Raw genomic sequence first — 12,265 nt, forward strand, 5'->3', positions numbered from 1 at the left:
ATCAAGTACACACTTTTTGAACCGAAAACAAGAAAAACGCTTCTGGAGTGCTGACCAAAAGCGTTTTGTCTACAGTCTGAAGCATAGAACCCGTAATGGTTCTATGCCTTTGTGCTTATTCTGGCATTCATTTTTAGTTAGTGCGGGTTATTTACCTAATACAGTTTTTCTCATAATAAAAATCTGTTAGTTAAACTTTTTCAAATTTTGCTACTTCATCCGATAAATCTTCCGAAAGGTTCTTATTTTCGTCCGCCTGCACTTTAATTGCTGAAATTGCTGTTACAAGTTGTGATATCTCTTGTGCTACGTTTGTAACACCTTTTGCAGATTCTTCAATCGCTATAGAAATGTTATTGATACCTTCATTCATATCATTCATTGTACCTAAGCTATCTTTTGACTTAACTGCAAACTCGTTAAATGTATTACTTGCCTGATCAGAATCAGCATCATAATTTCCAATAATTTTTACAAAGTTGTCATAATCAAGTACTACCTTTTCATCTACAAAACGAATCATTTCCGTTGCATTTCCAGACAGATTGTTTACTGCCTCAATAACTTTTCCACTGATTTCCTGAATATTGTTTGCTGTCTCACGTGAACTATCTGCAAGCTGTCTGATTTCATCTGCAACAACGGCAAAGCCCCTGCCTGCTTCCCCTGCTCTTGCTGCTTCAATCGATGCATTAAGTGCTAGAAGATTTGTCTGTGCTGCGATATTTAAGATATTTTCTGTAAGTTTTGCAATTTCATTTACAGACTTAGATGCTTCTACTGCCTCCGCGACATCCTTTTGAATGCCATCAAATGTTTCTACTGTTTTTTCTTTTGATGCAATCGCTTCTTTATAGCTATTTTCTGCAGTAAGCTTCACTTCCTGCAACTTCATTGCAGAGTTCTTAGCATCCTCATTCATGCCTGCCATTTTCTCTAGCAGATTATTACATCCTTGGGCTAAATCATATAGAGAAGCAGATACCTCTTCCATGGATGCTGCAAGTTCTTCCGATGTTGCACTCACATTGGATGCACTCATATTTGAAGATTCCGCCTCTTTTTGTACAAGATAGGAAGATTTTTTCATATCTTTTGATACACTCTGAATCTTTACCATAAGATTTTGTAATGTTTCAATAAAATGGTTGACACCATTTGCAAGCTGACCAATTTCATCACTGGTTTCATCAAATACTCTTAACGTAAGATTACCCTGTCCTGATTCTATACCTAAAATGATATCATCCAAATCATTCTTTGCTCTTTTTGCTGGACGAACAATGGACTTATTAATAACAATCGAAAGAAGTACGATTACAATAATATCAGCTACCACAAGTGCAAGATCAAAAATGATGCTTCCATTTATTCTGTAGTTGCTATGTCTGATGGCTTCTACCACTTCTCCTTTTGCTGTTTCAAAAACCGCAGTATCATTATTTTCCACTGCTTCTTCATATTGTTCAAACTGTTCTATAAGCACATTATTCTTTCCTCGAATAGCTTGTAATGCCATTAAATTCAAGACTGTAATCAAAACTGCAAAAAAGCCTACAGACACTAACATTGTTACTAACTTTTTTCCCAAGTTCTTTCTCTTTTTCATGTTTATTTTTCTTCTTTCTGCGAAAGGCACCAATGCGTTATGTTTTGGATTTTTTTACCATTATTCTACCCCACCCCACAAAATTTTGTCAATTCTTTATTCTCTTGATAGAAAATTTTAATCTTTACTCTGATGAGGATGGTGTGAAACACATCCGTATCAAAGCCAGACCTAATAAATGGCATGAGAATGACTGCCCTTTCTGTCACAAGTCATGTCCTGCTTATGACAAACATTCCAGCAGACCAACCACTTGGAGGGGGCTGGACTGGGGTGGTATTCTGGTCGAAGTTGAATACCAGACGCATCGTATCATCTGTCTTGAACATGGGGTATATGTTGCCGAAGTTCCATGGGCATATCCAGGTAATAGATTTACCAAGGATTTCGACCTTACCGTTGCATGGTTTGCATACCCCATTTGTTGTGCACGTTTTACACTTAATATCGTAAAGGGTCAACCCTAACAAAATATTTTCTCTTACTATTTGAAATATTCCTGAAAAAACCTGTTCTTATTACTGAAAAAACAGAGGACAATTTTGTCCTCTGTTTAAAATAACGTGCACTGCTCAATTAGAGCTTTATCTATTCTCTGATCCACGTCAATGTATCGCTGTGTAGTGGCAACACTGCTATGCTGCAGGAGCTTCTGCACCAACACAATACATTTCCACTCGAAACGGATGGTTTTCAAATACTCTTAGCCGTTCAATCGCTATTTCAACGATCTTTTCATCTGGATCCATCTGATCCACTTTTTCTGCCATAGGCATCCTCCTTCTTCCTGAAATAAAAAAATCCGCCCAGATTAGAACCTAATCTAATCTGAACGGAATACTCATTCAGGCTTGATATTTTCCAAGCAGAAATATTTTTTATCATCACCCTTTTGTTAGCTACAAGAATTTACAACCTTTTACACCAGCTGCATTATAGCTTTTCATTCCTGTTAGCAAAAATGCTCATTTTTTGATTTGCTGTTAGCAGAAAAACAACAAAAAAACGGCAATGATTTTTCTCTCATTACCGCTTAAAATAGAGCGTTCCCTATAGGAATCGAACCTACAATAGAGTCTTAGGAGGACCCCGTTATATCCATTTAACTAAGGGAACAAATGCCGTATTTTCGGGCTTTTCAGCCTTTTGGACTCCGGCTGCCATGTTTATGAATCCAATCACTTGCGTGATGAATTGCTCCTGTTATTATATATTGATTTTAGCCTTTTTGCAAACTCTAAAATCCTGTTGCTTCTCACTAAATGGTCTGCACTTAGTTGCCCCTTAGGAGGCGCTTGCTATATCCATTTAACTATAGGAACATATGCACAATTGTTAGTATACCGAAAATATTGTTATTTTGCAACCTTATTCCTCGGGAAAATTAATATACCCCTGTAACCAGATGACACCCTTGAAACGGCGTCCCACCTGAGGTTCTCCGTAGATATCTTTTTCATTGATACATACATCAAAAGATAACTCATTGCACAGAATCGTAAGAATATATACCTTTTCTCCCGTGACATCGTTGGTTGCCAGACGAAGTTCCGTAATCTCACCTAGTACAGAGTACTGGTCGCACTCCACGCCGTAGGGCATAAAATAAGTATCCACCAGACTGAAAATATCATCCTTCTGGATCCTGCGGGAAATGGTGGTGTACATATCCATATCTTCCAGCGTCAGGGTCTCAATAGCATCTTCGTCTCCCTGTCTGGCAGCTGCCAGAAGTTTGTTACGATTGGCGGAGTCTTTTTTTACCCGGAGGACCTGTTCTTCATCTTTTTTGATGGGTAACAGGATACTTCCGGTCAGGGACAGGCCGGATAAGGTCAGTGTGGTACCGCGGATGGGTAATTTTCCGGTACTCTGAGCCTTGATGTAGGGAATCCGGTTCCGCAGATAGAAAATTAAAGAGATTCCCACCTTGATATCGTCGCAGATACCGGCATAGGAATCCTTCTCCGCATGACGTTCCACAGAGACATCTTCATAAGAAGTAATGCCGCTTCCCGTCAGATACGGATAATAATATTCATAGATAAACTTATCGTTATCATCAAATTCTCCACAGACAGCCACACCAAAGGTACCGGATTCTATGGCTCCTCTGGTCGCGGTGTGATTTTTGCTGAATTCACCCAGAAGGATACCCTCCTGATTCATGGTATATGCGCGATGATCGGAATTCATGATCACGTCTGTCAGTAATTCTTTTAATTTCTTACGGTCCGTATATTCACTGAACCCGATAGCTCTCATATATTTATGCAAAACATCACCCTCTTTCTGTCTGCGGTTTCATTCACTCCCTTCATACAAAGTATATCTTTCCTGCAAGCAGTATATATACTTTGCATGGTTGAGAGTTATTCTATCATTTCTTAGGCAGGACTTTCTCCTTGCCACCCATGTAAGGACGCAGAGCAACAGGAATGTTCACGCTGCCATCCTCATTTACGTTGTTCTCCAGGAATGCGATCAGTCCTCTGGGAGAAGCCAGTACGGTATTGTTCAGTGTGTGTACCAGATAAGTTCCGTTTTCACCCTTGGTACGGATACCCAGACGTCTTGCCTGTGCATCACCCAGGGTAGAACAGGAACCAACCTCAAAGTACTTCTTCTGTCTGGGGCTCCATGCTTCTACGTCGCAGGATTTTACCTTCAGATCTGCCAGATCACCACTACAGCACTCCAGAGTACGAACGGGTACATCCAGGCTGCGGAAGAATTCTACGGTGTAGGACCACATCTTGTTGTACCAGTCCATGGAATCCTCAGGCTTACACAGTACTACCATTTCCTGCTTTTCGAACTGGTGTACGCGGTACACACCTCTCTCCTCGATTCCGTGAGAACCTACTTCCTTACGGAAGCAAGGGGAATAAGAAGTCATGGTAATAGGCAGGCTCTTCTCATCTACGATCTGTCCTTTGAACTTACCAATCATGGAATGCTCGGAAGTACCGATCAGGTACAGATCCTCACCTTCGATCTTATACATCATAGCTTCCATTTCTGCGAAGCTCATAACACCGTTTACTACGCTGCTGCGGATCATGAAAGGAGGGATACAATAAGTGAATCCCTTGTCGATCATGAAGTCTCTTGCGTAGCTGATCATTGCGGAATGGATTCTTGCAGCATCGCCCATCAGGTAATAGAAACCGTTACCACTGGTACGTCCTGCGCTCTCCTTGTCCAGACCGTTCAGACGATCCAGAATATCTGCATGATAAGGAACCTCAAAATCAGGAACTATGGGCTCACCAAACTTCTCGATCTCTACGTTCTGGCTGTCATCCTTACCGATAGGAACGGACTCATCAATAATGTTGGGGATGACCATCATGATCTTGGTGATCTTCTCCTGCAGTTCGGTCTCGGAAGCTTCGAGTTCAGCCAGGCGCTTTGCACCGGCAGCTACTTCTGCCTTCTTGGCTTCTGCCTCTTCCTTCTTGCCCTGACCCATCAGTGCACCGATCTCTTTGGAGATACGGTTTCTGGAAGCACGCAGATCATCTGCCTCCTGCTTTGCCTTTCTGCTCTCGGTATCCAGTGCAATCACTTCATCTACCAGAGGGAGCTTTTCATCCTGGTATTTTTTTCGGATGTTCTCCTTGACTACCTCGGGATTTTCTCTTAAAAATTTAATGTCTATCATGACTTCCTCCATTCTGCTGACATATATGTATGCAGCATTATTCTAATCCTTTTTCAATATATACATTCAGAACTTTTACAAGATCCACGATTCTCTCTTCCTGTAATTTCCGTCCATCCTTATCGCGGATGATCCGGATTATGGGACGATCCTGGAAATCTTTATTCTGAGATACCACGATGGCTTCTTCCCCGTCGTTAGTCAGTACATGACTTCCGGCGGGATAGACTGCAGTAAAACTTAAAAACGCGTCTACTATTTTACCATTATATTTCACATTTTTAAAGCTTTTTAAATATTCTACTGCTTCATAGACTCTGCTACGTCTCTGGGCAATACCACAGATCATTTCATCAAAGGCATCACATACGGCTACAATCTGACAGAAAAGTGGAATCTCCGCTTCTTTGAGTCGAAGCGGAAATCCGGATCCGTCCAGTCTCTCATGGTGATACAGGATGATTTTTTTTACTTCATCTGAAATCCATTCCTCATCTTTTACAGAAGTATATCCATATACCGGATGTTTCTTATACTCTGCCAATGCTTCCGGCTTCATATCTTCCATGGATTTCCCTTCATAATCCAAAGTCGTATATCGAAGTCCGATATCATGCAGCAGGCATCCTACACCGATATCATGAATTACCTGCTTATCCACATTCATCCGAAGTGCCGTCAGGATAGCGAGAGAACTCAGACTGATGGAATGTTCGTAAATATCAGCACTTCGTTCCTTAATATCAAATACTTTTTCTACAACTTCTTTTTCATCCAGAATATTGGTAATGATCTCATCCGCTGCCTGGGTCAGCCCCTGCAATTCTTTGTTATTCTGGTAAGTATGTCTCTCCAGAATACTTTTTACTTTACTTCTTATTGTTTTTTCTATATCGTTTTTTAGTATTACGATTTCGTTGGCCTCGTCTTCTTTTACGTAGACCTCCAGAATACCCATTTCCTCGATTTTATCGATATACTCTTTTTTTAATACTGCGCCTTCCGGTAGAATGATCTGATAATCCCAAGTCATCAATGACTGTGCAAGAATTTCGTTTCCGGTCAGCTCGCTCAGTTTCATTCTCTTCATATATAAACCTCTTTACTTATTCTCCCATTGCCATGGCAAGTGCTTCTGCTTCTTCTGCCCCCAGATCAATAGCACACTGGCCAAGCTTGATTTCTTTTGTATAAGAATAACAGCCTTCGGAACTGTGTACAGAATTGATAATAAAACCATTATTATTCTCATCCAGCAGAGCCAGTGAAAAACTCAGCTGTCCACCCATCTGGTTGAATGCATCGTACTTCACCAATCCCATTTTCTGATAAGCGGATTCCATATTCTTATATAAAGTGCGGATATCTTTCTTATTTTTCTCTGTATTTGCTTTTAGGAATTTATTGTCTTCATACAGACCGGCGATATCCTTTTCCAAACTTGCTCCATCTTTACCGCTGAGGAATTTGTCCAGTCTCTTTTTTAATTTGCTTGTTTTTCTGATCTGAACGATCAACAAGATCAAAAAGATGATCAACAGTAAAATCACTGCACCCATTCCGATCAGAAGGTAGCCCATGTCAAATTCCCCCAGACCGATCTGATTCAAAAAAGTACTACTCATATTATTAACCGTGCCTTTCTTTCGTGCATCTTCTTTTCTCTTATTTATTCAGTACATCCAACAGTCTGTCCAGATCTTCATGATTGTAAAATTCAATTTCAATCTTACCGGATCCTTCTCCCCTGGATGTCACAGTAACTTTTCTGCCAAGTTTCTGCTTCAATTTTTCTTCAATATCCTGATAGATTACCTGCATGGTCTTGTCATCTGTCTTCTTGGGCTTTGCCGGTTTATGTAGATTCTTTACCAATTTTTCCACATCACGGACACTCAGCTTTTCATCAAAAATACGCTGGGCCAGATTGTACTGTTCTTCCGGATTCTCTACAGCCAGCAAAGCTCTTGCATGTCCGGTGCTGATCATTTCATCTACCACCATACGCTGTACATCTTCATTCAGTTTCAACAGACGAATGGAGTTGGTTACTGCAGCACGGCTCTTGGATACTCTCTCTGCCACTTCATCCTGTTTCAGGTGAAACTCTGTTAAAAGTCTCTTGTATGCCTGTGCTTCTTCAATAGGATTCAGATCTTCACGCTGAATATTCTCAATCAGGGAAATCTCTACAATTTCCTGTTCCGTATAATTACGAATGATAACAGGAACTTCCTTCAGACCTGCCAACTTGGCTGCACGCCATCTTCTCTCACCGGCAATAATCTCATAATAATCCTTACGATCCTGTACCAGAATCGGCTGCAACAGACCAAACTGTTTGATAGAATCCGCCAGTTCCTGTAATGCATCCTCATCGAAATTCTTACGAGGCTGTTCTCTGTTCGGCTCTACCTTTGTAATTTTCACAAGGGTCTGCGGTTCCTTTTCTTCCGTTGTTGCTTCGCTTTTTGCTTTGGCTACTGCTTCTTTCTTTGTCTTTGTTTCCCCTAATGCATTGGGTATCAGGGAATCCAGACCTTTTCCCAATCCTCTTGCTGCCATACCGTTTTCTCCTATACTCTTCTCTTCTATTTATTCTTTATAACTTCTTCTGCCAACTGCATGTATGCTTCTGCTCCGGCTGATTTAGGATCATACATATTGATAGGCATACCATAACTGGGTGCTTCCGCCAGTCTGATATTTCTGGGAATCAATGTATTATACACCTTTTGATTCAAATTTTGTTTAACATTTTCTACCACCTGCATAGACAGATTGGTACGGGAATCATACATAGTGAAAACAACACCGTCAATATTGAGATTGGGATTCAATCTTTCTTTTACCAGATTGATAGTATGGATCAACTGACTCAATCCTTCCAAAGCATAATACTCGCACTGAATGGGAACCAACACACTATCCGCTGTAGTCATGGAATTGATGGTCAGCATATTCAAAGAAGGAGGACAATCAATAATAATAAAATCATAATCATCCTTAACGTAATCCACTTCGTTCTTTAATATGAATTCCTTCTTATCTACACCAATCAGTTCGATCTCAGCCGCTGCAAGATTTACATTGGAAGGAACTACGGATACATTTTTAATAACATTTGAGATAATACAATCTCTGATGGAACACTCTCCCAGAATTAACTCATAAATGGTATCTTCCAGTTCATTTTTTTCAATTCCAAATCCACTGGTAGTATTTCCCTGAGGATCTGTGTCGATTACCAATACTTTCTTTCCTTTTGCAGCCAGAGATGCAGACAAATTAATGGACGTAGTTGTTTTACCTACGCCACCCTTCTGGTTCGCTATTGCAATAATTCTACCCATACTTATTTTTCACCATGTCCTTCTTAATGATTTAGCCGTGCAAACCTCTGGACTGTCTGTCCATATCCTCTACAACGATATCATAGATTTCACCGAGAGAAGCACAATACTCAAGAACCTTCCAGGGTTCATTGGTATGAAAATGAATTTTGATCAGTTCTTCATCTCCTACTGCCAGCAGACAATCACCTTTGAAATGTTCTGTGATATAGTCGTTGATCTCATCTTCATCCAGATCTGTTCCTTCAATTAGTAATTGTGTATCATATTTGAATTCTAACATTATAAAATCCTCCATTCTGTGATACGAACCACTCTATAATAATAGCATGAGCATTTCTATGTTACAAGGAAAAAATGCTACAAAAAGTTGATACTTTATACTCATTTGTTCTGTTTTTTACTAGATGTTGTATTCTTATATCTATGTTTTTTCCAGTAAGCATCATGTTTCACGCCAAATATGTAAAATGTTTCACATTTTTACCCACTATATCTTGGGTTGTAATGTTTCACGTGAAACATTATCTTGTATAATTTTCTTGTACATGGATAGAATGTTTCACGTGAAACATTCTATCCATAAATATCTATATATAGTGATCAAATAAAAGATATTTGTGTATCTTGTTTTGTTACAATTCCTATGATAGGATAACTAAAAAGAATGTGAGGTACGCAATCTATGGCTATTGATAAAGTAAAAGAATATTTTAACCCCCTTCATATGGAAGATCACATTTTAGAATTTGATGTATCCAGTGCTACTGTAGAACTGGCTGCAGAAGCTCTCCACTGTGAAGGAAAAAGAATTGCAAAAACAATGTCTTTCTTGGTTGGAGAACAACCTATTCTGATTGTAACAGCCGGTGATACTAAAATTGATAATGCAAAATACAAACACTTCTTTGGTGCAAAAGCTAAAATGATACCGGGAGAGGAAGTAGAAGCAATCATCGGACATGCCATCGGTGGTGTATGTCCTTTTGCAGTGAATGATAATGTGAAAATATACTTAGACGAATCTTTGCAAAGATTTGAAACTGTATTTCCAGCTGCAGGAAGTCCTAACAGTGCAATTGAATTAACAATCCCTGAATTAGAAAAATACTCAAACTTCCTGCAGTGGGTAGATGTCTGCAAAGGTTGGCAGGAACCTAATACAATTTAATCAGATTATTTTTGATAGCAAACACAGCTGCCTGTGTTCGATCAGATACATCAATTTTTTTAAAAATATTAGAAATATGATTTTTTACTGTTCTCTCACTGATATTCAGAGATGTTGCAATCTCCTTATTGAACATTCCATTAGCAACTTCAATAAGCACCTCCAACTCTCTATTCGTCAGACTGTTGATTTTTCCTTTGTCAATATCTCTGGATACCAGTCGGCTGTTCAATGCCGGTACCAGACTGGGTTGAATATAAGTTTCTCCCTGCATAATACAATTAATAGCTTTTTTCAGTTCTGCGGATTCTGCATCTTTCATGATATAACCATCTATACCAATGTCCACAGCCTTCAAAAGATATTCAACTTCATTATGTACCGTTAATACCAATACTTTAACAGAGATGTTTTTCTTCTTAATCTCCTGCAGCACTTCTATTCCGTTCATAACAGGCATGTTAATATCCAGAAGCAGTATATCAGGATGAACAGAAAGTAACTGCTCCATACATTCTACACCATTATTAGCTTCGGCAATCACAGAGATTGTACCGTCAAATTCCAGTAATTGACGGATTCCTTCTCTCATAAGAACATGATCATCTGCTAACATAACTTTTATACTCATATATATCCTCACTTGCTTGTGTATACTTATACTTTGTCCTAGTTGTTCTTTTTTACAGCTGAATGTAAATCTAAGGGAATTTTAATATCTATCGTAGTTCCCCGACCAATCGCAGAACTGACATGAATTGTACCGTTCAGCAGATTGACACCCTCATGGATCAATGCTAATCCAAAATGACTGTTTGCTTTATCTTCCGCTTCTTCCATGGTAAATCCCTTACCATTATCTTGTATTAAAATTTCATATTTCTGCTCCGTTTTTTTACAATGAAATAATACCCTGGTAGCCTGTGAATGTTTTTTTATATTTAACAGACATTCCTGAACCACACGGTATAAGGTAATGCAAAAATAATCATCTGTTTCACATGAAACATCGTCGATTTCTACATCCATTATGTAATCTTTGTCAGCATTCAAAAAGTCCAGTAATCTCTCAAAAGAAGCCTTTAATCCCAGATCATCAAATGTCATAGGACGCAGATTGAAGATAGTACTTCTGATATCTTCAATGACATTATGCAATCCTTTACTCACAGAATTCAATTCCATCTTTGCTCTGGCAGGATCCTTATCAATATATAAGGAAGCCAGTTCAATCATATGAACAAGATGGGCAATATTCTGCAATGAAGTATCATGAAGTTCGGAAACAATTCTTTTTCTCTCCGTCTCCAACATCTCCATCATTTTCTTACCATTTTCTGTATTGCAACTACACTCATTCTTTTGTACATTTTCATCAATGTTCATATATCACCTTATAGAACATATGTTCTTCTTTTTGAATATTCCATTATATTTATCATATAGGAATAATAATATTGTGTAAAACTTTTTTTATTAATAAAAATAAATCTTAACACAATTTTTACATTGTATGATGCCAGGGTCAAAAGGTCTAAGCCCACATGAGCTTGCTCATAAGTGGGTGAAAGACCTTAGGACCCGCCCCGATATGAGCATAAAAGTGGGATGATAATCCCACGATATGCGAATATTGGGGTAGGATTGTGGGAGTGCGTAGCACGTAACAATCCGTAAGCATCAGAGTCGGGGGCTTTTGACCCCGACATCATTATATTCTCTTCGTTTTATGACAAAGGTTCTTTGGATGGCAATCCCGCTTTTCTGGGATATTTGGCAGGTGTGGACTTTTCCTTTGTAATAATAAACAGATTCCGATAAATATCCGAATCGGGAAGTGTAAATTCAACCTGTCCATCCATTTTTCCACCAAGTATCTTCACAGCATGCTGTGCGGCATTCATCTCTTCTGTTATTTTTTCAGATTTATAAGAGATAAATTTGCCGCCGACCTTTACAAAAGGAAGGCAATATTCTGACAATGTGGAAAGATTTGCTACTGCCCTGGATACACAGAGATCATATTTTTCTCTGCATTTTCCAGGCTTTGCAAAATCTTCCGCACGTCCGTGAATTGTCTCCACTCCGGTAAGTCCCAATACAGCAATCACTTCATTTAAAAAGTTAATTCTCTTATTCAGGGAATCCAGCAGTGTCACCTGCAGATCCGGAAATGCAATTTTCAAAGCAAGTCCCGGAAATCCAGCACCGGTTCCCACATCAATGACTGTTTTATTCTGCGTAACATCATAAGCTTTGCAGAGGGATATGCTGTCCACAAAATGTTTTTTCATAACTTCGTCGTATTCCGTAATTGCTGTAAGATTCATGACATCATTCCATTCCACCAACATTTCATAATATTTCAAAAACTGTTGGATCTGTTCATCACTTAAAGTCACACCCAACGCTTTACAGTCTTTTTCAAATTGTTCTGTATTATAATCTGCCATGTATTCCTCCGC

Annotated in this window: 15 protein-coding genes and 1 tRNA gene; 3 read left to right on the forward strand and 13 right to left on the reverse strand. The window is 39.1% G+C overall.

From position 1 onward, the window contains the following. Positions 1-190, forward strand: a 190-nt coding sequence (locus OCV96_RS15795) for a hypothetical protein (protein ID WP_262594906.1), incomplete at its 5' end; no start/stop codon positions are given. Here OCV96_RS15795 and OCV96_RS15800 read toward each other — a convergent pair. Beyond that, a complete protein-coding gene (locus OCV96_RS15800; protein WP_262594907.1) occupies positions 191-1,609 on the reverse strand; it encodes a methyl-accepting chemotaxis protein in 1,419 nt (472 codons plus the stop codon). Between the two features lie 32 nt (positions 1,610-1,641). On the opposite strand from OCV96_RS15800, the gene OCV96_RS15805 reads away from it, so the two are divergent. Further along, complete coding sequence (locus tag OCV96_RS15805; protein ID WP_262594908.1) at positions 1,642-2,076, forward strand: transposase family protein; 435 nt, start codon at positions 1,642-1,644, stop codon at positions 2,074-2,076. A gap of 168 nt (positions 2,077-2,244) precedes the next feature. Here the strand turns inward: OCV96_RS15805 and OCV96_RS15810 are convergent, their stop codons facing one another. The 9 genes from OCV96_RS15810 to OCV96_RS15850 all read right to left on the reverse strand — a co-directional run bounded on the left by OCV96_RS15810 (position 2,245) and on the right by OCV96_RS15850 (position 8,912). Continuing rightward, positions 2,245-2,379 carry a hypothetical protein gene (locus OCV96_RS15810; RefSeq protein ID WP_262594910.1) on the reverse strand — a complete coding sequence of 45 codons (135 nt, stop codon included), beginning with the start codon at positions 2,377-2,379 and terminating at the stop codon, positions 2,245-2,247. A gap of 274 nt (positions 2,380-2,653) precedes the next feature. Then, a tRNA-Arg gene (locus OCV96_RS15815) sits at positions 2,654-2,725 on the reverse strand. Positions 2,726-2,977: 252 nt separating this feature from the next. Then, complete coding sequence (locus OCV96_RS15820; RefSeq protein WP_119624270.1) at positions 2,978-3,886, reverse strand: DUF3881 family protein; 909 nt, start codon at positions 3,884-3,886, stop codon at positions 2,978-2,980. Between the two features lie 103 nt (positions 3,887-3,989). Then, a complete protein-coding gene (gene serS, locus OCV96_RS15825) occupies positions 3,990-5,276 on the reverse strand; it encodes a serine--tRNA ligase (RefSeq protein ID WP_022313460.1) in 1,287 nt (428 codons plus the stop codon). A gap of 37 nt (positions 5,277-5,313) precedes the next feature. After that, a complete protein-coding gene (locus tag OCV96_RS15830) occupies positions 5,314-6,366 on the reverse strand; it encodes an HD-GYP domain-containing protein (protein WP_022313459.1) in 1,053 nt (350 codons plus the stop codon). Positions 6,367-6,382: 16 nt separating this feature from the next. Further along, positions 6,383-6,901 (reverse strand): DUF4446 family protein, encoded by a 519-nt coding sequence (locus OCV96_RS15835; protein ID WP_262594912.1) that lies wholly within the window; start codon positions 6,899-6,901, stop codon positions 6,383-6,385. Positions 6,902-6,941: 40 nt separating this feature from the next. Continuing rightward, positions 6,942-7,841 carry a ParB/RepB/Spo0J family partition protein gene (locus OCV96_RS15840; protein ID WP_022313457.1) on the reverse strand — a complete coding sequence of 300 codons (900 nt, stop codon included), beginning with the start codon at positions 7,839-7,841 and terminating at the stop codon, positions 6,942-6,944. Between the two features lie 26 nt (positions 7,842-7,867). Further along, positions 7,868-8,629 carry a ParA family protein gene (locus OCV96_RS15845; RefSeq protein WP_022313456.1) on the reverse strand — a complete coding sequence of 254 codons (762 nt, stop codon included), beginning with the start codon at positions 8,627-8,629 and terminating at the stop codon, positions 7,868-7,870. Positions 8,630-8,660: 31 nt separating this feature from the next. Next, positions 8,661-8,912, reverse strand: a complete 252-nt coding sequence (locus OCV96_RS15850; RefSeq protein ID WP_022313455.1) for a hypothetical protein — start codon at positions 8,910-8,912, stop codon at positions 8,661-8,663. Positions 8,913-9,314: 402 nt separating this feature from the next. Here OCV96_RS15850 and OCV96_RS15855 point away from each other — a divergent pair, with 402 nt between their 5' ends. Further along, positions 9,315-9,800: a YbaK/EbsC family protein gene (locus tag OCV96_RS15855; protein ID WP_022313454.1), complete on the forward strand. Its 486-nt coding sequence runs from the start codon at positions 9,315-9,317 to the stop codon at positions 9,798-9,800. On the opposite strand, the gene OCV96_RS15860 is transcribed toward OCV96_RS15855, so the two are convergent. The 3 genes from OCV96_RS15860 to rsmG form a co-directional block, all read right to left on the reverse strand. Further along, positions 9,787-10,431: a response regulator gene (locus tag OCV96_RS15860; protein WP_022313453.1), complete on the reverse strand. Its 645-nt coding sequence runs from the start codon at positions 10,429-10,431 to the stop codon at positions 9,787-9,789. The genes OCV96_RS15855 and OCV96_RS15860 overlap by 14 nt on opposite strands. Positions 10,432-10,469: 38 nt before the next feature. Further along, a complete protein-coding gene (locus OCV96_RS15865; RefSeq protein ID WP_262594914.1) occupies positions 10,470-11,186 on the reverse strand; it encodes a sensor histidine kinase in 717 nt (238 codons plus the stop codon). Between the two features lie 341 nt (positions 11,187-11,527). After that, the gene (rsmG, locus tag OCV96_RS15870; protein WP_262594915.1) at positions 11,528-12,253 is read right to left on the reverse strand and encodes a 16S rRNA (guanine(527)-N(7))-methyltransferase RsmG; all 726 of its coding nucleotides are present in this window, start codon (positions 12,251-12,253) and stop codon (positions 11,528-11,530) included. Positions 12,254-12,265 lie beyond the last annotated feature (12 nt).

The sequence above is a fragment of the Waltera acetigignens genome (genome assembly GCF_025567015.1).
In the GTDB taxonomy this organism is placed as follows: domain Bacteria; phylum Bacillota; class Clostridia; order Lachnospirales; family Lachnospiraceae; genus Acetatifactor; species Acetatifactor acetigignens.